The 23,658-nt window shown below is 48.5% G+C and carries 25 protein-coding genes; 12 read left to right on the top strand and 13 right to left on the bottom strand.

Features of this window, described 5'->3' with window-relative positions:
• Nucleotides 1-77 precede the first annotated feature (77 nt).
• The 5 genes from BLV87_RS04655 to BLV87_RS04635 all read left to right on the top strand — a co-directional run bounded on the left by BLV87_RS04655 (nucleotide 78) and on the right by BLV87_RS04635 (nucleotide 4,970).
• The gene (locus BLV87_RS04655) at nucleotides 78-1,241 is read left to right on the top strand and encodes a phosphoglycerate dehydrogenase (protein ID WP_093065885.1); all 1,164 of its coding nucleotides are present in this window, start codon (nucleotides 78-80) and stop codon (nucleotides 1,239-1,241) included.
• Nucleotides 1,238-2,317 (top strand): prephenate dehydratase, encoded by a 1,080-nt coding sequence (pheA, locus tag BLV87_RS04650; protein ID WP_093065883.1) that lies wholly within the window; start codon nucleotides 1,238-1,240, stop codon nucleotides 2,315-2,317. The genes BLV87_RS04655 and pheA overlap by 4 nt, the downstream gene beginning before the upstream one ends.
• A gap of 102 nt (nucleotides 2,318-2,419) precedes the next feature.
• Nucleotides 2,420-3,121, top strand: coding sequence for a Crp/Fnr family transcriptional regulator (locus BLV87_RS04645; protein ID WP_093065881.1), 702 nt, complete (start codon nucleotides 2,420-2,422; stop codon nucleotides 3,119-3,121).
• 23 nt (nucleotides 3,122-3,144) lie between these two features.
• On the top strand, nucleotides 3,145-4,338 hold the full coding sequence (locus BLV87_RS04640; protein WP_425441523.1) for an iron-containing alcohol dehydrogenase: 1,194 nt from the start codon (nucleotides 3,145-3,147) through the stop codon (nucleotides 4,336-4,338).
• Nucleotides 4,339-4,349: 11 nt separating this feature from the next.
• The gene (locus BLV87_RS04635) at nucleotides 4,350-4,970 is read left to right on the top strand and encodes a uracil-DNA glycosylase family protein (protein ID WP_245706917.1); all 621 of its coding nucleotides are present in this window, start codon (nucleotides 4,350-4,352) and stop codon (nucleotides 4,968-4,970) included.
• On the opposite strand, the gene bamB is transcribed toward BLV87_RS04635, so the two are convergent.
• Genes bamB through ndk form a run of 7 tightly spaced genes read right to left on the bottom strand, consistent with a single transcriptional unit; the run spans nucleotide 4,947 to nucleotide 11,548 of the window.
• Nucleotides 4,947-6,107 carry an outer membrane protein assembly factor BamB gene (gene bamB, locus BLV87_RS04630; protein WP_093065875.1) on the bottom strand — a complete coding sequence of 387 codons (1,161 nt, stop codon included), beginning with the start codon at nucleotides 6,105-6,107 and terminating at the stop codon, nucleotides 4,947-4,949. The genes BLV87_RS04635 and bamB overlap by 24 nt on opposite strands.
• 10 nt (nucleotides 6,108-6,117) lie before the next feature.
• Nucleotides 6,118-6,744, bottom strand: coding sequence for a YfgM family protein (locus BLV87_RS04625; protein ID WP_093065873.1), 627 nt, complete (start codon nucleotides 6,742-6,744; stop codon nucleotides 6,118-6,120).
• Nucleotides 6,745-6,774: 30 nt separating this feature from the next.
• Complete coding sequence (hisS, locus tag BLV87_RS04620; protein WP_093065871.1) at nucleotides 6,775-8,061, bottom strand: histidine--tRNA ligase; 1,287 nt, start codon at nucleotides 8,059-8,061, stop codon at nucleotides 6,775-6,777.
• A 2-nt stretch (nucleotides 8,062-8,063) separates the two neighbouring features.
• Nucleotides 8,064-9,230: a RodZ domain-containing protein gene (locus tag BLV87_RS04615; protein WP_093065869.1), complete on the bottom strand. Its 1,167-nt coding sequence runs from the start codon at nucleotides 9,228-9,230 to the stop codon at nucleotides 8,064-8,066.
• Nucleotides 9,231-9,246: 16 nt separating this feature from the next.
• Nucleotides 9,247-9,984: a type IV pilus biogenesis/stability protein PilW gene (gene pilW, locus BLV87_RS04610; RefSeq protein ID WP_093065867.1), complete on the bottom strand. Its 738-nt coding sequence runs from the start codon at nucleotides 9,982-9,984 to the stop codon at nucleotides 9,247-9,249.
• Nucleotides 9,985-9,990: 6 nt separating this feature from the next.
• Nucleotides 9,991-11,097 (bottom strand): dual-specificity RNA methyltransferase RlmN, encoded by a 1,107-nt coding sequence (rlmN, locus tag BLV87_RS04605; RefSeq protein WP_093065865.1) that lies wholly within the window; start codon nucleotides 11,095-11,097, stop codon nucleotides 9,991-9,993.
• A 19-nt stretch (nucleotides 11,098-11,116) separates the two neighbouring features.
• A complete protein-coding gene (gene ndk, locus BLV87_RS04600; protein ID WP_175517839.1) occupies nucleotides 11,117-11,548 on the bottom strand; it encodes a nucleoside-diphosphate kinase in 432 nt (143 codons plus the stop codon).
• A 145-nt stretch (nucleotides 11,549-11,693) separates the two neighbouring features.
• Here ndk and BLV87_RS04595 point away from each other — a divergent pair, with 145 nt between their 5' ends.
• The 4 genes from BLV87_RS04595 to BLV87_RS04580 all read left to right on the top strand — a co-directional run bounded on the left by BLV87_RS04595 (nucleotide 11,694) and on the right by BLV87_RS04580 (nucleotide 16,957).
• Nucleotides 11,694-13,409, top strand: coding sequence for a hypothetical protein (locus tag BLV87_RS04595; protein WP_245706916.1), 1,716 nt, complete (start codon nucleotides 11,694-11,696; stop codon nucleotides 13,407-13,409).
• A 17-nt stretch (nucleotides 13,410-13,426) separates the two neighbouring features.
• Entirely contained in the window at nucleotides 13,427-14,797 is a 1,371-nt protein-coding gene (locus BLV87_RS04590; RefSeq protein WP_093065861.1) for a leucyl aminopeptidase family protein, read from the top strand.
• Nucleotides 14,798-14,888: 91 nt separating this feature from the next.
• Complete coding sequence (locus BLV87_RS04585) at nucleotides 14,889-15,377, top strand: hypothetical protein (RefSeq protein WP_093065859.1); 489 nt, start codon at nucleotides 14,889-14,891, stop codon at nucleotides 15,375-15,377.
• 23 nt (nucleotides 15,378-15,400) lie between these two features.
• Nucleotides 15,401-16,957 (top strand): methyltransferase regulatory domain-containing protein, encoded by a 1,557-nt coding sequence (locus BLV87_RS04580; RefSeq protein WP_093065857.1) that lies wholly within the window; start codon nucleotides 15,401-15,403, stop codon nucleotides 16,955-16,957.
• 89 nt (nucleotides 16,958-17,046) lie between these two features.
• On the opposite strand, the gene BLV87_RS04575 is transcribed toward BLV87_RS04580, so the two are convergent.
• Both BLV87_RS04575 and BLV87_RS04570 read right to left on the bottom strand, forming a co-directional pair.
• Entirely contained in the window at nucleotides 17,047-17,820 is a 774-nt protein-coding gene (locus BLV87_RS04575; RefSeq protein ID WP_093065855.1) for a hypothetical protein, read from the bottom strand.
• A 64-nt stretch (nucleotides 17,821-17,884) separates the two neighbouring features.
• Entirely contained in the window at nucleotides 17,885-18,664 is a 780-nt protein-coding gene (locus BLV87_RS04570; RefSeq protein WP_093065853.1) for an ATP-binding cassette domain-containing protein, read from the bottom strand.
• Between the two features lie 59 nt (nucleotides 18,665-18,723).
• Between BLV87_RS04570 and BLV87_RS04565 the strand changes: the two genes are divergently transcribed.
• A complete protein-coding gene (locus tag BLV87_RS04565) occupies nucleotides 18,724-19,335 on the top strand; it encodes a TRADD-N-associated membrane domain-containing protein (protein WP_139282121.1) in 612 nt (203 codons plus the stop codon).
• Between the two features lie 12 nt (nucleotides 19,336-19,347).
• Here the strand turns inward: BLV87_RS04565 and ygfZ are convergent, their stop codons facing one another.
• From ygfZ to BLV87_RS04545, 4 genes are all read right to left on the bottom strand, one after another.
• Nucleotides 19,348-20,376, bottom strand: coding sequence for a CAF17-like 4Fe-4S cluster assembly/insertion protein YgfZ (gene ygfZ, locus BLV87_RS04560; protein WP_093065849.1), 1,029 nt, complete (start codon nucleotides 20,374-20,376; stop codon nucleotides 19,348-19,350).
• 75 nt (nucleotides 20,377-20,451) lie between these two features.
• The gene (locus BLV87_RS04555; protein ID WP_093065847.1) at nucleotides 20,452-21,321 is read right to left on the bottom strand and encodes a peptidylprolyl isomerase; all 870 of its coding nucleotides are present in this window, start codon (nucleotides 21,319-21,321) and stop codon (nucleotides 20,452-20,454) included.
• Nucleotides 21,322-21,349: 28 nt separating this feature from the next.
• The gene (locus BLV87_RS04550; protein ID WP_093065845.1) at nucleotides 21,350-21,649 is read right to left on the bottom strand and encodes a YciI family protein; all 300 of its coding nucleotides are present in this window, start codon (nucleotides 21,647-21,649) and stop codon (nucleotides 21,350-21,352) included.
• Between the two features lie 27 nt (nucleotides 21,650-21,676).
• Nucleotides 21,677-22,306, bottom strand: coding sequence for a septation protein A (locus tag BLV87_RS04545; protein WP_093065843.1), 630 nt, complete (start codon nucleotides 22,304-22,306; stop codon nucleotides 21,677-21,679).
• Between the two features lie 51 nt (nucleotides 22,307-22,357).
• Between BLV87_RS04545 and BLV87_RS04540 the strand changes: the two genes are divergently transcribed.
• Both BLV87_RS04540 and BLV87_RS04535 read left to right on the top strand, forming a co-directional pair.
• On the top strand, nucleotides 22,358-22,984 hold the full coding sequence (locus BLV87_RS04540; protein WP_093065841.1) for an L-threonylcarbamoyladenylate synthase: 627 nt from the start codon (nucleotides 22,358-22,360) through the stop codon (nucleotides 22,982-22,984).
• A 2-nt stretch (nucleotides 22,985-22,986) separates the two neighbouring features.
• Nucleotides 22,987-23,658: a site-2 protease family protein gene (locus BLV87_RS04535; RefSeq protein WP_245706915.1), complete on the top strand. Its 672-nt coding sequence runs from the start codon at nucleotides 22,987-22,989 to the stop codon at nucleotides 23,656-23,658.

Raw genomic sequence — 23,658 nt, 5'->3', positions numbered from 1 at the left:
GAAGCCCGGCCTACAGGCATGTACATGTAGGTCGGACTTTAGTCCGACAATTCCCCACCACAGGAAAGGATACCCCCATGTACAAAATTCAAACCCTCAACGCCATCTCTCCCAAAGGCTTGAACCGCCTACCTGCTGATCGCTATATTGTTTCTGATCACTCCACTGATGCGGATGCTATTTTACTCCGTTCTTTCAAACTCCACGATTATCCATTTAGTAACAATTTGTTAGCCGTGGCACGGGCAGGTTCGGGAACGAATAATGTACCGATTCAAACTCTCTCTGAGAGTGGTGTGGTGGTGTTTAATGCCCCCGGTGCGAATGCCAATGCCGTGAAAGAGCTGGTACTGGCTGGTATGTTAATGGGTTGCCGTAATATCAGCCCTGCGATGGATTTCGTGCACAGTTTACAAGGCACGGACGCTGAAATGAGTGTGGCGGTCGAAGCAGGCAAAAAGCAGTTCGGTGGTTTTGAATTGCCCGGTCGCACCCTAGGCGTGATTGGTTTGGGTGCAATTGGTGTAAAAATTGCAAATGCGGCGCGTAGTCTTGGCATGAATGTGATCGGTTACGACCCGACCATTACCATCGAACGTGCTTGGCAACTCGATTCCGACGTGGAAGCCGCCCCGAATTTGGATGCGTTGCTGGCAGAGTCTGATTTCATTACCTTCCATGTCCCGCTGATTGATAGCACACGCAACCTGATCAATGCTGCAAGCCTGCAAAAGCTCAAAGATGGTGTGATTCTGCTTAATTTTGCCCGTAATGGCATTTTGGATGACAGCGCGGTATTGGCAGGTTTGGAAAGCGGCAAGGTGTACGCCTACGTCTGCGACTTCCCCAGCAATGCGCTGCGCACTAACCGGCGTGTGATTACCCTGCCGCACTTGGGCGCATCGACGCGTGAAGCGGAAGAAAATTGCGCCATCATGGTGGTTGATCAGATGCGCGATTATCTCGAAAACGGTAATATCTGCAATTCCGTCAATCTGCCGAACGTAAAATTGCGCCGCACAGGGCTGACTCGTATCGCGGTGGTAAACCAGAATAACCCGGATATGCTGGGTAAAATTTCTCATGTTCTGGGGCAGGCTGGCGTGAATATCGCCCACATGCTGAACGATTCCAAAGGCAATATGGCTTACACGCTAATGGACGTGGATTCGGTGGTAAGTGAAGATACACGGGTGGCTTTGTCTGCGATCCCCGGCGTTTTGAAGGTACGATTATTATGAGTGAAAGGCTTGCCGCCTTGCGTGAACAGATTGATGCGCTCGACACCCAAATGCTGGCGTTGTTGAACGAACGCGCTCGCTGTGCCGAGGAAGTCGCGCACACCAAATTGGCGGAGGATCCGAACGCGAAATTTTACCGCCCCGAACGCGAGGCACAAATCCTTACGCGGATGCAGGCGTTGAATGCTGGCCCCTTGCGCAATGAGCAAATTACGCACTTGTTCCGCGAAATCATTGCGTCGTGTTTGGCGTTGGAAGAATCCATGCGCATTGCGTATTTAGGGCCAGCGGGCACGTTTACGCAGGAGGCGACGTTTAAGCATTTTGGGATGAATGTTGGCACGTTACCAGTGGATTCGATTGCACAAGTATTCCGTGAAGTGGAAGCTGGACGGGTGCGTTATGGGGTTGTGCCGATTGAAAATTCCACTGAGGGTGTGATTACCCATACGCTTGATATGTTTACTCAGTCAGATTTGCGGATTTGTGGGGAAATTTCTTTGCGCATTCATCAAAACCTGATGTGTCGGCACGAGAATTGGCAAGGTGTGCAGAAAGTGTATGCCCATGCGCAATCATTGGCGCAATGTCGTTATTGGCTGGATAAACATTTACCTCATGCCGAACGCATTCCGGTAAGCAGTAATGCAGAAGCAGCACGGCTGGTGGCTAATGATGATGAGGCGGCAGCGTTGGGGAGTCGCCAAGCTGCTCCGATTTACGGTTTGCAAATCGTGCAGGACAGCATCGAAGACAATGCCAATAATACCACGCGTTTTTTGGTGATTGGTGATCAAATGGTGGGTGCAAGCGGCAATGACCGCACGTCATTACTGGTATCGACTCGCAACCGCCCCGGTTCGTTATACCACTTGCTGAAACCTTTGGCGGAAAATGGTGTGGATATGACGCGCATTGAGTCGCGGCCTTCACGTACCACCAATTGGGAATACTTTTTTTTCTTGGATGTGCGTGGGCATGAACAAGATAAAGCCATTCACGATGCACTGGAAAAATTGCGTCAAGATGCTGAGATTGTTCGCGTTCTTGGTTCTTACCCAATTGCGATTATGTAGCTACCTTGAGACTTTAATATTCCTGAAAACATTGATAAATCACAATGCGTCGGTACGGGCAATCACTAACACTGAAAACTAGTACTGTTAGGATGTGAAATCATGGAATCTCAGGTCGGCAATAAGCAAGCGAAAAAATGCTCTTTAGATGAATTTGCGCTCTTTGCTGAGTTAGGGAGTAAGTTCAGTGATGCCTTAAAAAGTGTCGCCAGTGAAATGTTAGAATACATGGCAGCAGAAACCATTTATGCGGCGGGTGTGAGTGCCCAGCATTTTTATATCTTGCACGATGGTTATGTTAAGCTGTTTAAAACCACTTCTAACGGTAAAGATCAGATTATTCGGATTGTCAAGGCTGGTGAAATTTTTGGCTTTGATGGTTTTGTGGATATTCGTTATAACCACAGTGCCGTACCGCTAAAGTATGCGACGGTATGCCGCGTTCCGGTGGAGCAGTTGAATGCATTGGGTGAGTCGCGTGCAGAAGTTGAACGTCTCATCATGATGCATTGTATCAAAGAGTTGCAACATGCTGATGAGCGTTTGCTGGAGTTGGGAGCAAAACGTTCCCAAGAAAAGTTAGCCTCTTTCTTGCTGGCATGGTGTAACACGACTCCAGTAGGCGAGTGGACGCCGTTGGTGTTATCCCGTTTGGATATTGCTCAGTTGTTGGGCTTAACCATTGAGACAGTCAGCCGCTTATTTGCCCAATGGAAGCGAGAAGGGGTAGTGATTGAAAGACATCAGGCACTTCAGATTGTTGATTTGCAAAAGCTCACGTTGGTTGCTCATAGTCATGAGTAAGCTATACAAGGATATTAATGCCTGTGCTACAGAATATTTCCCCCTTTTCGATTACACGCTTGCCGCGAATTGAGTTCGGTGCAGGTGCTATCCGCAAGTTGCCCGCCCTTGCTGCTCAATACGGTAAGCGTTTGTTGATTATCACGGGTGCTAATTCATTCACCAATTCCGCCGCTGCTGCTGCTTTGTTTGATGACTTACAACGCGCTGGGTTTACGTGGGAAATTTGCCGAGTGACGCAAGAACCTTCGCCTCAATGGGTTGATGCTACGGTGGCAGCATATACAGCAGGACAGTTTGAACTAGTGATCGGTATTGGCGGCGGTAGCCCATTGGATGCGGCTAAGGCTGTTGCTGGATTACTCAAGCCCGGTAATTCTGTCATGTATCATTTGGAAGGTGTTGGCCCTGAACTGCCTTATCAAGGTATATCCACTCCCTTCATTGCGGTGCCGACTACGGCTGGCACGGGGTCAGAAGCGACTAAAAATGCGGTGCTTTCGGTGCAGGGCGAACACGGTTTTAAAAAATCGTTCCGCGACGACAAGCTGGTGGCTGAATACGCCATCATTGACCCGGATTTGCTTACCACTTGTCCTCCTGAGCAAATTGCTGCTAATGGTATGGATGCTTTTACCCAGTTGATGGAAGCCTACGTTTCAACTCGCGCTAACCCACTGACGGATGCACTGGCGTTATCAGGAATGACGGCAGTACGTGATAGCTTGCTGGCTTTCTATGCTGATCCGACCGATAGTGAGGCGCGTAGCAAAATGGCTTACGCTTCGCTGTTGTCGGGTATTTGTCTGGCACAAACCGGGTTGGGTTCAGTGCATGGCGTGGTTGCCCCCTTAGGTGCTTTTCACGCTATCGGACACGGCGTGGGTTGTGGCATGTTGGTTTTAGAAGCAACCCGTCTGAATATCGACCTGATGGAGGCTCGTGAGCCAGAGAACCCAGCATTGTTAAAATACACGGCTATTGGCAAGCTATTTCGGGGGCGTAGCCATGTTGATCCTGTTGGAGCACGGGTATTTCTGCTCCATACCTTGACGGCGTGGACGCAACAACTGAAGTTGCCGCGTTTGGCAAGTTTCGGTGTTACCACCGCTGATATTCCCCACATTGTTGCTCATTCACGGGGTTCTAGCATGAAAACCAACCCGATTGAGTTGACGGATGCTGATATTGCCCACTTGATTCGCGTTTGTTTGTGATGGAGCAACCATTGTTTTCTTCCGTTGATTTGTTGCAACATCAACAGGCTCTACGACAGTGTACACTTTGCCCGCAGATGATTCGCCCTGTCATTACGGGTGAGCCAGTGTTATCACCCGTGATGTCGATCGGGCAAGCACCCGGCATTCATGAAGCCAAGGTTATGCGTCCGTTTGGATGGACTGCCGGTAAAACCCTGTTCAAATGGTTTGCTGGCATCGGTTTGGATGAAGACATGTTTCGGCAGCGTGTATACATGTCAGCCATTTGTCGTTGTTTTCCGGGTAAGCAGCCGCAGGGTGGTGATCGTGTACCTTCGAGTGAGGAGGTTGCGAATTGTTCACGTTGGTTAATGGCGGAAATGCGGTTATTGCGTCCACAACTGGTTATTTTGATTGGCAAGTTAGCAATCAGCCAGTTCATGGACGCCAAGAAACTGGATGCGGTGGTAGGGAGGTGTCATCGTACATTAATTGAGGGACGTGAGGTAGATTTGCTGCCGCTGCCGCATCCTTCTGGTTTATCTACATGGCCTCGAATGGAGCCTGGCAAAACATTATTGCAGGATGCGCTGCAAGCACTGGCAGCCCATCCTGCTTGGATTAGTTTATTGGATACTGAAAGCCGATAGCAAGCCACTTTTACCCAAGCTATAAACGACGTTACCCTCTTTTACGGGGGCAACAGTGTAACCGGCTTTATCACCTTGAGTACGTGCAGCTATCTGTCCATTGCTAGTGTTGATCCAATGTAAATAGCCTTGGTAATCACCTATTACAAGGTATTGACCGGATAGCGCAGGTGCGGTGGGTTGGCGACGTTGTAAATCATCCAGTTTCCATACTGGATTGCCAGAAAGAAGTTCTAGTTTCCACACATCGCCTGTATCGCTACTGGTGTAAAGGCCATTGGGGTCAGCCTCTACGCCTGTGTAGCTGGAATAGGGCGCAGCCCATGCAACCCTGCCATCACGCATATTGATTCCAGCTATACGCCCGTTGTAACTGGCTGCGAACAGTGCTTCACCAAGTGCTTTCATTTCGCCGTCTACATCCGTCATGCGGTCAAGGTCGCTGCTGCCTCGTGGCACAGAAAGCGTCACTTCCCATAAGCCTTTGCCACTTTGCATATCGAAAGCAGTGACTACACCGTTATCAAACCCTGCGATAACCATGCCCCCGACGACAATGGGGGTACTGGTGCCGCGTAGCGATAAGGTGGGGCTTTTACGTCCTTGTTGCCAAAGTATTTGCCCGTCTTGTGCAGATAACCCGTGCAAACCACCGTTACTAGTGCGGAATACCACAACACCGTTTTTTGCTGGTGAAACGGCAAGCACTTCACTGCCTAATGGGGATGACCAGCGTACTTTACCTGTCTGACGGTCTAGGGCGATAGCACTGCCACTGGCTGTGCCGATAAAAACGCCACCCTCACCACTGTTGACGCCGCCGGTAACATCGTTATCAAGAGTGGTTTGCCAGATACGCCCACCATTAACTTTGTTCCATGCGCTCGCTGAACGCCCACCTGCCACCAGCACGGCACTTTCATCGACATTAGGATGGATGCGCACGTAGTCTTTGCCTATCTCGCTGCCAGTGCTGACCTGCCATACAGTACGCACGGCTACTGTCGTCTTGATGTCTTTCAAGGCTTTAGGCGGGTTTTCTGTTTTGGCAGGTATGACCGCTGAAGTCATTTGCGATAAAGTACTGCAACCTGATAGGGCAGCAGCAACTAGCAGGGCGGCGGTAATTTGTTTCATGATGTCCTTTTTAAGTTCCCTCGCCGAGGTTGTCACGTTTCAGCTTGATGAGTTCGCCAGAACTGCCAGCGGCACTCAGCATCGCTTTGTCGTAAGCGGCACGTGCTTCAGCAAGTTTGTTCTGGGCAACGTAAATGTCGCCTTTTAGCTCTTCGATCAATGCCTGATAAGCCTCAGGGTAGGTCTGGTTAATCAGTGTTTGCGCTTCATCCACTTTTTTCATGGAAAGTAGCACACGGGCAAGACGAATGTTGGCAAGGTGTTTGAAATCGGCTTCTTTGCTGTTGTCGACGACCCAGCGTAATGCGGTGGCTGCCGGTTCGTATTCACCTTTTTCAGCGTATTGTTGTGCCGCTTTCATGCTGGCAATCGCGGCATACGGCGTGGATGCGTAACTGCTTTGCAAGGTTTGAATGTCGGTTTGTGCTTGCTCTAACGAGGTTTCGCTGGCTTTTTCGACTTTTGCGTACAATGCTGATGCTTCAGTCGCAGTGGTGGCTTGGTAGTCTTTCCAATACTGCCAACCAAACAGACCGCCAATGGCGAGGGCAATCCCTGCAATGACGGATGTGCCATTCTCTTTCCACCATGCTTTGAGTTCTTCGACTTTTTCATCATCGGTTTTGTAATCAGACATCAGTTTGCCCCTGAGTATGTGTCATTAAGATTAGTTTTGTTGTGTGTTTTCAAGAAAAACGGCGAGTTGTTGTGCCACTTGACTAATGGGGAGGGTAATCTGCTCACCCTCGGCACGCAAGGGTTTGAGACCGATTTCACTGCGTTCCACCTCATTTTCACCCAGAATCAGCGCAAAACGAGCATTGGATTTGTCGGCACGCTTCATTTGCGTTTTGAAACTGCCTTCACCACCATTACTGATCAGGCGTAGGTTTGGTAAAGCATCTCGCAAAGTTTCCGCTAACCCTAAACCTGTTTGGATTGCGGTTTTACCTGCCATGATCAGGTAAACATCAGGTGTTGTGACCGGTAGTTCAATGCCTTGCGTTTCCAGCAGTAAGATCAGGCGTTCTAGCCCCATGCCAAAGCCAACACCGGGAGTGGGTTTACCACCGAGTTGTTCGACTAGTCCATCGTAACGCCCGCCTGCACAAACGGTACTTTGTGCACCGAGATCATCGGTGACCCATTCAAAAACCATGTGGGTGTAGTAATCCAATCCACGCACCAAACGGGGATTGACTTCGTACGCAATACCCATGCCATCCAACAATGATTTCAGGGTAGCAAAGTGTTCACGGGAAACCTCATCTAGATGATCATGCAGGCTAGGCGCTGTGGCTACGATGTCTTTCAGGTCGGGATTTTTGGTGTCCAAAATACGCAAAGGATTGGTAAGCAAGCGGCGTTTGGAGTCTGCGTCCAGTTTATCTTGGCGGGCGGTAAAGTATTCTACCAGTAAATCACGGTAGGCATGACGGCATTCTGGTGTACCTAGCGTGTTCAATTCCAGCCGCAGATTACGTATACCAAGAGTTTTCCACAGCCGTGCAGTCATGGCAATTAGTTCGGCGTCGATGTCTGGCCCCTGCATTCCAAAAGCTTCCACGCCAATTTGATGGAACTGGCGGTAGCGGCCTTTTTGTGGACGTTCATGGCGAAACATGGGACCGATATACCATAGGCGTTGTTGCTGATTATGCAACAGGCCGTGTTGAATGCCGGCGCGTATGCAACCTGCGGTACCTTCCGGGCGTAAACTCAGGCTGTCATCATTACGGTCGGTAAAGGTGTACATTTCCTTTTCGACAATATCGGTTACCTCGCCTACAGCGCGTGAAAACAGGTCGGTTTGCTCGACGATGGGCATACGAATTTCGCTGTAGCCATAACGGTTGAGCAAGGTACGGGTAGTGCTTTCGAGGTACTGCCATGCGGGTGTGGTATCCGGGAGAATGTCATTCATGCCCCGGATAGACTGGATATTCTTACTCATGCTTACTCAACTCGGAAACGGGCAACGCTGCCTTTAGTGTGAGCAGTCAAATCGAACGGTTGACCGTTAACAAAAATTTTGACGCCCGGTGCATTACCGATTTTAACATTCAGCGGCGGTGTTGCCTTGAACTCCTTGATATTGCCAGCGGTGTTCAGAGACTCAAACAACGTTTTTTTGTCATCGCCTTTGATTTGCATCCACACTTCTTCGGCAAATTCCATTTTGATGCTGATTTCACCTGCTGTGGGTGGTGTGGCAGTAGCAGTGTCTGTTGTTGTTGCATCGGTTGGGATGGGAGGGGGTGTTGTTGAGGGTATTGTGGACGTTTCTGTCGATGCAACCGTCGTTTGATTAGCGCTAGGGGCTGGAGTAGCCGCATCAGTCGTCGCTACTGGCGTGACCGCAGTGGTATCAGCAGGAGTACTGACCGGAGTGGAGGGGGGGGTGATACTGGCTATTGGTTCAGGGATCGGTGCTGTAGCGGCTACATTGTTTTGAACAGTTTGACCCACAGGCGCAGCACTTAAGACTGTAGGTGATACTGTTTCTTGCGCGAGGACTGGTTCAGGTGTTGGGGTGACCGTTTGCTTAGCCTGTGCTTCTGCTACGGCTTTTTCACGCTCCAACGCTTCTTTTTGGGCGACGTAGGCTTCCATGGCAGAGGGGGGACGTGGGACATCAGGGGGGTTGGTTTGTGCGGAGAAAGATGACCATGTATGATTGGCCCAATCGCGTACTCCCGGAATCATGGAAAACAGCCCCAGTAATAATACTATTGCACCAAAGCCAATAAACTTCACTGTCGAGGCAGACATAACCGGTTGTGCTACTTTATTGAGTGGTCTGGCAGGTGCGAAGTGGTGGGCGATTTCATCGGGTTTTGCACCCCGTAAGGCTTCATAAATGCGTATCAGTTCTTTAGCATCCATATCCGCCAGTTTGGAGTAGCCACGTAGATAACCCCGTACATACGGAGGTTCAGGAAGATGCGCAAAATCTTCTTGTTCTAATGCTTTGAGAATATGGGGGGACAGGTGCAACTCTTCCGCTGCCTGTTCGATGTCAAGCCCTGCTTTTTCGCGGCACTTCGCAAGTTTTGCCGTTAAGTCGCCGGGTTGCACCACAGAAGATGTCCTTTCTTCGGCTGAGGGGGCTGTCTCTGTCACGTGTCCTCCAATTTAATCAATCAATTTGGCTAGCGGCATTACTGTCTGGGAATTTTTCCCGCAGTGTATTTGCGCAAGCATCGGCTTTATCAACTTCATTCAAGCGTGTTTGCACTTGATAACATAGTAATAGACTATCAGGTGTCGCTGGCGCAACTTCATTATAGCGGTAAAGAAAAGCTTCTGCTTTGGCTGGCTCACCTTTTTCATGGTGTAACTTGGTCATCTGGTAAAGTGCTTCCGAGAAACGGTTATTTTTTTCCAATGCTTGACGAAAATAGGCTTCAGCTTGTATGGCATCCCCCGCCTTTTTTATACAAATGCCTGCGTTAGTATAGGCAAATTCTGGGGTTTTATAGAGTGGGTCACGCACTGCTTTTAGAAAAGCTGTCTCCGCCTCAGCATAGCGTTGCGTTCGACACAAATGTGAGCCGTAATTATTCAGTAAGTCTGGGTTACTAGGGGTAATATTTAACGCTTGGCGAAAATGTTTATTGGCTTTCTCATCATTGCCTAAACGTTCCTGAAGAAGTGCATAATAATGATGAGTTGGAGCTGAATTATCATCTTGTGCTAAGGCTTTTTCCAAATTCAGACTAGCCAAATCCAGTCGTCCTTTTTGCAAGTAACCAATACCTAATTGCGTGTAATAACTGCCAGCTTTGTCTACATCGGACGTAGACGGTGTATTGGAACAACCAACCATCATGTTGCTAATCAACATTGCTAACAAAGCATAATTTATTGTTTTCATAGTTTTTTATGACCGTTCGATGCGTGCGAAGTGGATCTCTCGGCGGCTTTTATCATTGACTTGCCCTGCTAGTTGCCCGCATGCAGCATCAATATCATCCCCCCGTGTTTTTCTAGTTATCACAGTATAACCTGCTTCAGCTAAAATATCACGGAAACGGTGTATGCGATTGTTACTAGAACGTTTATAGCGCGTTTCGGGGAATGGGTTGAACGGAATCAGGTTGATTTTCGAGGGAATGCCCTTGAGTATTTTTGCCAGTTGGATGGCATGTTCATCACGGTCATTGATGCCATCCAGCATCACATATTCCCACGTAATGTGATTGCGTTCGGTGGTCTTTTTGTCCAAGAACTGGCGGCACATGGCGAGCAAATCCTTGATTGGGTATTTGCGGTTTAACGGAACCAATTGGTCACGCAGTTCATCATTCGGTGCGTGTAAAGAAACGGCGAGTGAAACATCCAGCGTATCGGCTAAGCGATCCAGCGCAGGCAAGACGCCAGAGGTGCTGAGCGTGACACGGCGCTTACTCAGACCGTAAGCATTATCATCCATCATCAGGCGTAACGCATTGATGACGTTATCGAAATTCAGTAAGGGTTCGCCCATGCCCATCATCACTACATTGCTGACGACGCGAGCGCCTTTGGGGTCAGCTTGCAGGGTGCGTTTGGCGATCCACAATTGCCCGATGATTTCCGCAGCCGTTAAATTACGGTTGAAACCTTGGCGGGCGGTAGAGCAGAAGGTGCAATCCAGCGCACAACCAACTTGCGAGGAAACGCACAGCGTTCCCCGATCGTCTTCGGGGATGAATACGGTTTCAATAGCATTGCCATCGTCCAGCCGCAGCAACCACTTGTGGGTGCCATCGGCAGATTGTTGATCCATCACGATTTCCGGGGCGCGAATCACGGCATTATCTGTGAGAAATTGGCGCAACGGTTTGCTGATATTGGTCATCTGGTCAACACTGTCGACATTGAGCTGGTGTAGCCATTTGATGATTTGCGTGGCACGAAACGGCTTTTCACCGATGGAAGTGAAATACGCTTTCAGCCCTTCATGGCTAAAATCCAGCAGATTGACTTTCTTAACAGTGTCAGACACAGATGACGTTTACCTTAAATTAGCGAGTGCGCGGGCACAGACCGTCTGTACCGAAGAAGTAAGCGATTTCAATCGCGGCATTTTCCAGACTGTCAGAACCGTGTACGGCATTTTCGTCAATGGAATCAGCGAAGTCTGCACGAATTGTACCAGCCTCTGCATTCTTAGGGTTAGTAGCACCCATCAATTCGCGGTTTTTAGCGACGGCATTTTCACCCTCCAGCACTTGCACCATTACCGGGCCAGAAGTCATGAATGCCACCAAATCACCAAAAAAAGGGCGCTCTTTGTGTACCGCGTAGAAACCTTCAGCACGCTCTTTGCTCAGGTGAACCATTTTTGCAGCAACGATTTTCAGGCCAGCATTTTCAAAACGGTTGTAGATTTGACCGATCACGTTTTTAGCTACTGCATCGGGTTTGATAATGGAAATGGTTTGTTCGATTGCCATGCGGAATACTCCAATAAAAGATTAAGGCGATAATGAGGGCGCAATTGTAATGGAGTGTGGCATACAGGCAAAGCATATTCGTCGCATCTAACGCAAACCCCGTGCTAGACTTCATGCGAAATGGTAAATCACAAGCTAATAATTGATGAAAGGACTAACTATGCTGGCAAAACTGACCCAACTGGTGATTATTGGTGGTCTTCTGTCACTGGGTGTGACTGGCTGCGGCACTACGGCAGGCAATCCTGCTACTTCCTCTTCAGCGAAATCTTTGTCTGCTGACCGTGCATTTTCGACAAGTAACGCGGCATCTCCCCTAGGCACAAATACGAATGAAATTTTGGAAAGTGATGCTAGTGTACCTTTCATTGATTTGATGCGAGCGGCAATGCCGTTTCAAGAAGCCAGCCCGTGGTTAACCAAAGGCAATGTAACTTATGATAGCGATGGCTGGCCTGTTAATTTGAATGGTGGACAAGCTGGAACCCGGTTCCTATCTAATTTACCTGCTGCGGTCATTCCTGAAGGTACGTATACCGTTTTGTATGATGGTGAAGGTGAGATTCAGTACTTGAACGATGCTGCTTTAATCGAACGCAAAGTGGGGTATGACACGATTACGCTTGCTGCCGGTAATGATGGGATATTCAATGCCTCGTTATTAATTCTTCGCAGTAATCCACAAAATTATGTGCGCAATATCCGCATTCTGCCGCCTGGTGGGATTTGTTCCAGCAATTCGTTTCAGCGAGTTGCCTCTGCATCAGGGTGTGGTGGCGACTTCAAGTCGTTTGTAGAACATGCTAACAGCATTGTTTTTAACCCTGACTTTATGGCATTCATGAAAGATTTCCGAGCCATTCGCTTCATGAACATGAGCGGAGTGACTCGTAGTACCGAACGTACTTGGGCAGACCGTAACCAGTTGAACAAGGCAACTTGGGGTGGTAAGGAGGGTTCACGCGGTGCACCCGTGGAAATTCAGGTGGAACTTGCCAACCGTTTGAATGCTGATCCTTGGTTCACGCTGCCACACGGTGCGGATGATAACTATGTGCGTCAATATGCGACTTACGTAAAGCAGCACCTGAATAGCAATCTCAAGCCCCATATCGAATACAGTAACGAAACATGGAATACTATTTTCACCCAAGGCAATCACATGATCGATATGGGGTTAAAGCTGGGGTTGGATACTCATGCTCAGCGAGCGGGGCATCGTTACTACTCTCAACGTTCCGTTGAAATTTTCAAAATTTGGGAGGAGGTATTTGGGGGAACGCAACGTTTGGTACGTATTTTGTCTGGTTGGACAATTAACGATAAGTTGACTGAAACAGTGTTGAGTCACAAAGATGCTTACAAACACGCGGATGCCTTTGCGGTTGGGCCGTATGTGTTTGGTGGTCATGCTGAAGTGCGTACTATTAAAAGTGTGGATGATGCACTTGGTTTGATTACAAACCCGGTATACCGTTATTCTCATGATAAGGTAATGGGCTATATTCGGATGCAAAAAGCCATTACGGATAAATACGGTATTCAATTGATGGCGTATGAGGCAGGGCAAGGATTGGTTGATTTTCATACGAAAACAGATGATGAGTTTCCGAACCCGTTGTTGTTTGCGGCGAACCGAGACCCTCGGATGAGAGGTATTTACGACCGCTTCTTGAATGGTTGGAAGGCCGAAGGTGGCACACTTATGATGCATTACACTGCACCACGCACTTTCACTAAACATGGACCATGGGGTACTAAAGAATACATCACACAGCCGCTGAGCCAAGCACCAAAGTACCAAGCTTTGCTGGACTTTATTCGTAGCACGCCGTGCTGGTGGAATGATTGTAAACGTTAAGAGTCAGGGTTAAATATATGTTTACAAATGAAAAACCACAAAGCTCGGTTGCTATTTATCCCTTAATACCCGCGACATGGGAAATGCTCAGTGCTTCTCTATCTGAAGCTGAGCGTCAATGGGCGCAACTTCACGATTTCAAAGCAAAAGCTGGGCAGTTTTGCTTGTTGCCAAATGGGAATGGTGGGATTAGTAAGGTATTGCTTGGTTATCAAGCTGATGAGGGGGTTCGTTGGGTAATTGCAGGTTTACCAAATAAATTACCTCGTGGACATTACCATTTGGAATGTGGCTGGTCAGCAGAGGAGCGTTTGCAAGCGACGATTGGCTGGGGCTTGGGTTATTACCGTTTTGAGCATTACACCAAGCCGGATAACAGAGCTCGCCCTGTATTAGTCGTCGAGAGTCAGCAAGAGCGAGCTAAGGCGTTTGTTCAAGCGGTAGCACTGGTGCGTGACTTGGTGAATCAACCTGCTAATCACATGATGCCACAGCATTTAGCCTCAGCCGTGCAGCAATTGGCGCATAGGTTTGAGGCTGATTTTAGCGAAGTTGTCGGGGATGATTTGCTGACGCAGAATTATCCGGCGATCCACGCGGTTGGGCGTGCCAGCGCTCATGCGCCCCGTTTGTTGAAGCTGCAATGGGGAAACCCTGAGCATCCAGCAGTGACGCTGGTAGGGAAGGGGGTATGTTTCGATACGGGTGGCTTGGATATTAAACCTTCGCAGTACATGCGCCTGATGAAAAAAGACATGGGTGGTGCAGCTCATGTGTTAGGGCTGGCGCAATTGATTATGCAATTGCAATTGCCAGTCCACCTGCGGGTGCTGATTCCGGCGGTGGATAATGCGATTGGTGGGGATGCTTTCCGCCCTGGTGATATTCTTGCGACCCGTGCGGGCAAGTCGGTGGAAGTGGATAATACCGATGCGGAAGGGCGTTTGGTGTTGTGTGATGCCTTGGCGGATGCGGTGAGTCATAAGCCTGCCTTGCTGCTTGATTTTGCCACTCTGACGGGGGCAGCACGTGTCGCTTTAGGAACAGAAATCCCGGTATTTTTCAGTAATAACGCAGCACTGACGGCAAAGCTGCAAGCTGTAGCAACCGAAGCTGACGAATTGATCTGGAACTTACCTTTGCATCACCCGTATTTTGACCAATTGAAAAGTGGCTGCGCTGATTTTACTAACAGTGGCGGTAGTTATGGCGGGGCAATAACTGCTGCGTTATTCCTCAACGAGTTTGTGCCGGAAACGATACCTTGGGTACATTTTGATGTGATGGCTTGGAATACTCGTGAACGAGCCGGTCGTCCGATAGGAGGAGAGGCGATGGGCTTGTTTACCGTATATCATTATTTGGAAGCCGCTTATCAGAAAATTTGAACTTTATTGCTATCTTTAATTCAGTTTCAATTCATTTTTCTTATTCTGGTCTATAATCTCAGTATTCGAGTGTTAGATAGGTAGGAATACTATGCAACGATGGTTTGCGGTACAGCATCGCACAGCCCGTCATTTTGCTTTAGGGATTGCCTTGACAGGGTTGGCGTTGACTTTTTTAGCAGCAACCCTGTTGGTGTTTCCCTATAAGCTGGCGGCTAATGCTGAAGTGCAGGGCGAGTTGCTGTATGACTTGCTGGGTAGTGTGGAATACCGTACCGATGGGCGCTTCAGTGCCATTGATGACCCCGTGGTGCAACAGCAGTTAAACGCGTTAATCGCACAAAAGCGTTTGAACGGTAATGAAGGCGCTGCTTACATCCTAAATGTGCAAAGTAATGAAGTGGTGTGGCAGGCAGCAGCAACCCCGCTGTTATTTGAGGGTATTGTTGTCGATGATGTTTACACGATGCAATTCATCCAAACCGCAACCCATCAATTGGCTGTGCAAAATTTCTGGCTAAAAGATGCGGGCAATGCCCGTCTGGAGTTCAGGATGGTGGTAGCATTGCCTATCCACTGACTTAGTTTGGGAAGCCTGCCGTTATGGTCGATTTTTACGACGAACTTGCTTACGAAACCAATCCCTTTCCCGAAACACACCCCGGTAATCTTGCGGCGTTAGGGCGATTGTTTGGGATTTCCACTGTCTCTCCCCAACAGTGTCGCGTATTGGAACTGGGTTCGGCAACAGGTGGTAACTTGATTCCGATGGCTTGGCATTTGCCACACAGCGAATTTGTGGGGGTGGAACTCTCCTCAGCACAAGTAGCGATTGGACAACGTATTGTCGGCCAATTGAATCTACAGAATATTCGCTTGGATGTGGGCGATATTTTAGAACTTAACCCCGCAGTACTGGGGCAGTTTGATTACATTATTGCTCACGGGGTGTATTCGTGGGTTCCTTCCGCAGTACGTGAAAAAATCTTAGCATTGGTGCGGGACTGTTTGTCGCCACATGGTCTGGCTTACATTAGTTACAATTTGCTGCCCGGTTGGCGAATGCGGGGCAGTTTGCGTGATTTATTGTTGCACGCTACCCGTGAAGTTTCAGGGGCAGACGCCAAATATCATGCAGCCATTTCAGCCTTGCGCCGCTTGCAACACGCTTTACAAGGTGCAGAAGCTGACAGCCAGCGTTATGTGCAAAAAGAAATTGCCTATTTGCTTGATTCACACCCCAGTTATTTACTGCATGAGTATTTAGCGGGTGAAAATAATGCTTTTCTATTCAGTGAGTTCTTGGCAGATGCGGAACGGCATGAATTGCAATACGTGTGTGAAACGGATCTGCATACCTTGTTTGACACTACCTTAAGTATGCCTGCGCAAGCTGCGTTGAGCGACATTGACGACCCGTTGCAACATGAGCAGTGGATGGATTTTGTGCGAATGCGAGCCTTCCGCAAAAGTATCCTCTGCCGCGCTGATGTGCCATTGGAGCGTGTAGTGGATGTGGATGTGTTCACCACCTTCTTCTATAGCGCTAACTTACGTCTTAAGGGTAAGGAAAATCTCAGCAATACCAAACCTGTGGTTTTTTTGACCCCGGATAATACCGAGCTGAATGTCACGCATCCGCTTAGTAAAGCCGCTTTGCTGTATTTGCAGGCAGTGCATCCTTATACCCCAGATTTCGATGAGCTGTACGCCAATGCAGCAGAACGGGTTCGCCAAGCGGGTGGTAAGCAATTTGCCAATGCCCGCAGTGAATTGGTGAGTGAATGGTTCAGTTTGTACAGTTACCGGGCAGTATACGGTCATTTATCCCCCTGTTTACTCAAACCCGAATGGTCGGAGTACCCACAAGCCAGTGCGTTGGCGCGAGTACAGGCGGCAGAAGGTTGGCAAAGTGTTGCCAGCATCCGCCATCAGGCATTGAGCCTTGATGCGTTTTCCAGGCGCTTGCTGCAAGTGCTGGATGGTACGCACACAGTGCCGGAACTCATCAGCCGCTTGTGTGAGGAAGTGGAGGCAGGGACGTTACAAATTCCCGGTGGTAAACAATCACAAACCAGCGGGAAGGGGTTAGAAAAAGAAATTAGCACCAACGTTAAGCATTTGTTGACGGTATTCGCTCAGCATGGGTTGATAGTTTGAATAGGACTTTCGGGGAATTCAATACCGAGAGAGACCCATCGAACAAGTTGGCCGACTGACTAAACCAAAGACCCCGAATGAAGCAATAACTATGGTGTACTTGCCAGTAAGCTTTTTACCAGCCATGTAGGTGGTGGAATCTCACTGATAGATTGGAAGATACCATCGAGTTTTGCTGGCATTGCTGGTATCTTCCGCCCCTCGCTCCAGTTTCTTCCCCAGTCATTGCTAGTGTATTGATACCACTGTTTTTTCTCACCGTTACCAGCAGGCACATAAGCTGCGGTAACGAGTGAGCCACGCCCTTGCGTATCCATATTGAAATCATGCAGGCCAGGGTAACGGTTATTCCAATCTGGGCGGTTTAGCTCAGCGGGGAAATGCACAGAGGTACAACCAAACTCACTCAATTGATTTTTACCGTGCAGGAGAATGTAATCATTGCTAGGTCCTCCTCGTCCCCAAGTGGCAAACAGCATCAAGCGATTAAAAGCTGGTGTGCTATAGGCCGACAGTACGGCACTTCCATCCGCAATCGGGTAAGCACGCCATGTGTTTTGGGATTTCGCAAATAAAATAGCCCCTGATTCTGCTGGGTTTTGCCCTAATAACAGTGGCAGGGATACACCGTTTAAAGCATAGCCATGCAGTGCCTTATTTTTTATAAGTGAATCTATAAAAGCGCGGCTGACCTGATTTGCCTGGCCGCATTGCCAGCCCGGTTGCCATAAAGAAGTGAATCCATTAGCAGCGTTGACAGGCGGTGCAACAGCCAAGGCGGTCTCAGCAGCACAGCCACTGACGGGTGACAGGCTGGCAACAAGCAGCAACCCAGCGGCTATGTTGTACGGTTTGGTTTGCATAATCATTCCCCTTTTTACCCCTGATCCTAGTCTAGTCTCTCAGACTACCAGAATAAAGAAATGTTCAGTGTCGGGATGCGAGGAGTAATTCGCGGGTATAAACGTGTTGCGGTTGTTGGAATAGCTTGTTTACGGTGTCAATTTCCAGGATTTGACCATGACGCATGACTGCTATCCGGTCACACAGGCCACCCGCAAGTGGCAGGTCATGGGTAATCAAGATAATTGCCATGTTTCGCACCGCCCGGATGTCACGTAGTAATGCTAAAATTTCAGATTGTACGGTCACATCCAATGCGGTGGTTGGTTCGTCCGCAATGAGTAATTCTGGTTCACACAGCAAGGCCATGGCAATCATCACCCGTTGACGCATTCCGCCAGACAGTTCGTAAGGGTAACTTTGCAAACGGCGGCTGGCATCAGGAATCCGTACTTGTTCCAGCAGGGTAAGCGCTTGTTGGCGTGCAGCTTTGGCTGCCATGCCTTGGTGCACTTCGAGCACTTCGGTGAGTTGTCGCCCAATGGTTAGCAAGGGGTTGAGTGCGGTCATCGGGTCTTGGAAAATCATCGCCATGCGTTTACCCCGGTATTGGTTCAGCAAGCGTGGCGGTTGATTTAATAATTCTGTGCCTGCAAATTGTACGTGCCCGCTGGCTTGTGCATTACGCGGCAATAAGCCCATAACTGCATGGAATAATTGGCTTTTACCTGCACCGGATTCGCCGACGACTGCGAGTGTTTCTCCGGCAGCCAAGTGCAAATCTACACCACACACAGCTTCTACTACGTTTTCGGGGGTATTGAAACGTACCTGCAAGTTTTGGATGGATAATAGAGGTTTCACGGATGCTTGGTTTCCTCTAGGCTATAATCAAAGCATCATAACCTGTAGGCAGTAACAAAATGAACCCTAATCATCGAGACGGCATGTTGGGTGGGTTGCTCAATGTCCGCCAGGAAGCTATTTCCGGCGCAGCAGAACCTGCTTTAAAACGTTTGACAGAAGCAGCCAGTGGTGATGTGAAAGAGATTGCTGCTTCACAGATTGAATTGCTGTCACGTTTTTACGATTTATCCTTGTCACAGGCGGGGCGCAGTTTTCGCTGGGCATTAATTGCCAGTGTCGTGGGGCTGTTGTTTTTCCTTGCGGCGATTGGTTTTATGTTGAGCCAAAGCATGGAAGTGGCGGTGATCAGTGTGATTGGTGGTGCAATGGTGCAGTTCATTGCTGGGGTTAACTTTTTCTTATACGGCAAAACCTTGTCGCAACTCACGTTATTTCAAGGGCGACTTGAAGTGACCCAACGCTTTTTGCTGGCGAATAGTCTGTGCGAAAGTCTGGAGGGCAAAGTGAAACACTATACCCGTGCGCGTCTGATTGGTGCGTTGGCAGGTGTGAGTGGTAGTGATGTGACGAAAGATCTGGTGGATGTTGGTGTGGAGCTGGGGCAAAGCCAGCCCACCTTTGAGCCACCGGTAGAACCTGAACCTCAGGTGGCAGTACAGCCATTGTAAAGAAATTGCGTATTACTCGGTTTCCAATGCATAAGGCAATTCCAGCATCTGAATAGCGTATTCGCCTAAGTGTAAGGGTTTGTGTGCTTCTGCAATTTTCATCACCGCTAAGGCTTCCACATAACCATCTGGATTCAACGTGGCATTCAGGATAGTGCCTGCTTCTGGGTCGGTATTGCTGGCGAAGTTTTTGCCAATCTCTGGCGTATTTACACAATGCGGGATACCAATGCGGTACATCTGGCGTTTACTTTTTCCCAGATATTTCAAGCGGGCAACGATTTCCTGACCGGGGAAACAGCCTTTAGTAAAGCTAACGCCGTTAATTAAATGCATATTCAGCATTTGTGGAACCCATGCTTCTGAGCTGGCTTGCGTGACCATCGGTACGCCCGACATGACGTTAAAATATTCCCAACTGCTGCGCCCGACACAGGCTGCGTTGACGTTCAGGCGTTCCCACAGTTTTTTAGCATCATCCAATTCGCCTAGGATTTTGAAGCGTGGAATCGGTGCAGGCTGACACATAATGGTTAAGCCATTGATTTGCAAAGTATCATAAGCATTGGCTGGTGCTTTGCCGAGAATTTCTTGTAGGCGAATATCACCATCTGGTGCGGCGAACCCGAAATGTACCAAGCTGGTGCTGGCATCTTCCAGCGCTACTTTGGAGCGCATGACATACATGCGTAAACGTTTGAGGATGGGTTCCAGCAGATCCCGTGACACACTGAGGTAGTAAACCCCTTGGCGTTTGGTAATGAAAAATGTCGCCAGTGCGCGACCTTTCGGGGTGCAATAAGCACTCAGTTGGGACTGTGTATCGGTGACTTGCTTAATGTCGTTAGTTAACTGACCTTGTAGGAAGGTAGTAGCATCTTCACCGCTAACACTGATTAGGCCGAAATGCGATAAATCACACAGAATAGCACCTTGTGGTGGGATACGGCGTTCACGTTCGGGATTGCCAAAAGACACGAGTGAGTCACCGCTGAATTCTGCGCCGTGATCAATAAGGAAAGTTTTCCATTCTGTTTTCATGACGACTCCTTTAATTGGTATGGCGTACCCTCTTATTCCTCCCCTGATAAGGGGAGGTTAGGAAGGGTTCTCCGCTTATTTCTTTTCTTCTGGTTTGTCTTCAGCCGGTTTGTCTTCTACTTTAGGTGCATCTGCTGCGGGTTTAGTTTCTGGTAGCATGACCTTGATGTCCGCTTTGGATTTCAGTTCATCCATATAGGCTAGCATCTTTTTCTGCTGGTATTCACGTTCCAGTTGTGGTTTCAGGGTGTCGAATTCCGGTGGTTTTACGTCACGACGCTCTTCCAGTTTAATAACATGCCAGCCGAATTCAGTTTGTACGGGTTCTTTAGTAATCGTACCGGGTTCCATTTTAGCGACAGCATCAGCAAAGGGTTTAACCATGGTGTTGGGTTTGAACCAACCTAAGTCGCCACCTTGGTTGGCTGAAGGACCATCAGATGATTTTTTTGCCAAATCCGCAAAGTCAACTTTGCTTTCTAGCTCCTTGATAATGCTTTGCGCTTCTTCTTTGGTTTTCATCAGGATATGGCGGGCTTTGTATTCAAGTTTTTCACCGCTAGTGCGTTCTTCATACGCTTTTTTCAGCTCATCGTCGCTGGGTTTGAAAGAAGCTGCTTTTTCCTGTGTCCAAGTGTTGAGTACCAAGCGGTCAGTTGCATCCTTGATCTTGTCCTTGATTTCCTGACGTTCAGCCAGCCCAGCCTTGTTGGCCTCTTGGCGGGCTAATTCGGTGATAATTAAGTCGTCGATAATGGCTTTGGTGTCAACTTGCGCCCCTGGCATTCCCCCGACCATGCCGACTACGGTATCCAGCGTTTCTTGAGTAATGTCAGTGCCATTGACCGTTGCGACGACTTTTTTGTCATCCGCATACAGGTTTGTCGCCATCAGTGTTAAGCCAACCAGCCCGGTTGCAATCATTTTATTAGTGTTAAAACGCATGGTGAGTGTTGTCCTCTATCGTCGTTGTTTAAGGTAAAACTTTTTTGAAGGGTTTCACGGTAACCTGTTGGTAAACACCGGCTGCCTTGTAAGGATCAGCATCTGCCCAACGTTGTGCTGCTTCTAGTGAGTCAAATTCAGCAATAATGACGCTGCCGCTGAAGCCAGCTTCGCCCGGATCATTACTGTCAATCGCGGGGTTAGGGCCGGCGACTAGCAAATGACCTGCATCACGCAAGGCATGAAGGCGCTCCAGATGTGCCGGGCGTGCCGCAAGCCGTTGTGCCAGACTGTTTTCAACATCTTCGCCAATAATGACATATAACATAGCAAGGGTATCCTTAACGTTTGGTAACTATTTAGGGGTGTTTTCAGTGGTTTCAATAGCGTGTTTTTGCAGGTAGAACACTTGCGCAATGATAAAGGCAAAGGTTAAACCGAGTACGCCAAACAGTTTGAAGTCTACCCAAACTTCTTCGCTGAAAGCATAGGCTACGATTAAATTCAGTACCCCAATAAATACAAAAAAGCCGACCCACATGAAATTGGTAGTTTGCCAAATGTGAGGGGGAACTTGAAGAGCGCTTGACATCATGCGTTCTGTCAGCGTTTTACGTGCCCCAATGTATTGACTGATCAAGAAAGCTAATGCAAAGCCCCAGTTGATAATGCTGACTTTCCATTTGATAAAAATAGGGTCTTTCAGGAAGAGGGTGAGTGTGCCAAAGACGATGAGAATGGCTAGGGTGATCAGGTGCATCCGTTCAAAGCGACGGTGCATCGCAAAATACAGGGCATTCTGTAGAATAGTCGCTAAAATGATAACCAGTGTCGCCATTAAGATGGCATCTTTCGGTTCGCTTTGGTTGAGCGCCATGAGTGGCAACTGATTAGCGGCAGCAATCCACGCTGGGGGCAGCTCGCCGAAGAATTTGTACACCAGAAAGAATAGCGCCACCGGGAAAAAGTCAAACAGGAACTTCATAGGTATTGGTATAATCGGTTAAAGTTAAACATTCTAAACGATAATTGTACAATGAGTCAGTATTTTCAAATTCACCCAGAAAACCCTCAGATACGCTTGATTCGTCAGGCAGTGACTATCATCCGTGATGGCGGTGTGGTGGTGTTTCCAACCGATTCCAGTTATGCCATTGGTTGCCATTTGGGTGACAAGGCGGCAATGGAACGTATTCAACGTATCCGCCGCGTCGACAATAAGCATAATTTCACCTTGATTTGCCGCGATTTGTCGGAAATTTCCTTGTATGGTCAAGTGGATAATATGAATTATCGCTTGATCAAATCGTTGACACCGGGGCCGTACACCTTCATTTTACAGGCGACTCGCGAAGTACCGCGCCGTTTGCAAAATCCTAAGCGTAAGACGATAGGGGTGCGCATACCGGATCATATTGTCACGCAAACCTTGTTACAGGAACTGAATGAGCCATTAATGTCGAGTACCCTGATTTTACCGGGGGATGATTTGCCGATGGTTGATCCTTACCAGATTCGTTTGTCTTTGGAGCATCAAGTGGATTTGATTATTGACGGTGGTTTCTGTGGGCATGAACCCACCACAGTGGTGGATTTGATGGAAGCCCGACCTGTCATACTGCGTGAAGGTAAAGGCAATGTTGACTGGTTGGTGGAGCACTAAGCATGGAAGGAATGGATTTAGGTTATGTTATTCGCCTGATTGTGGCGGGGGCGATTCCAGTCTTGTTCTCTATTACCCTACATGAAGTGGCACATGGATGGGTAGCAAATAAGCTTGGTGATAGTACGGCTAAAATGTTGGGCAGGTTGACCATTAACCCGCTCAAGCACATTGACCCTATTGGCACGGTCGCCTTGCCTTTGGGTATGTTGCTGATGTCGATGTTAACCATGGGACAGCCGTTCGCGTTTGGCTGGGCAAAACCCATTCCGGTCAATACGCGCAATTTACAGCAGCCGCGTCGTGACATGGCGATTGTAGCGGTTGCAGGGCCTTCTGCGAATTTGCTGATGGCCGTGTTTTGGGTGCTCATGATGCCAGTGTTTGCGAGCTTAATACCTGATGCTAATATTGCTGACGGGTTTATTACCATGGCGCAAATTGGTTTGGTGTTCAACCTGGTGTTATTGGTACTAAATTTATTACCCATTCCCCCGTTAGATGGTGGGCGGGTGTTAGCAGGCTTAGTGCCGCGAAATATGGCGGATGTCTTGGATAAGATTGAGCCTTACGGTTTTCCTATTCTGATCGTTTTGCTATTGCTAGGTGTATTGGATCAAATTATTGGTCCTATTATTGGTACACTTTACAATCTGCTTACCTCTATTATTTGA

The organism is Thiothrix caldifontis (assembly GCF_900107695.1).
Lineage (GTDB): Bacteria > Pseudomonadota > Gammaproteobacteria > Thiotrichales > Thiotrichaceae > Thiothrix > Thiothrix caldifontis.
This window is presented reverse-complemented; position numbering and strand designations above follow the sequence as displayed.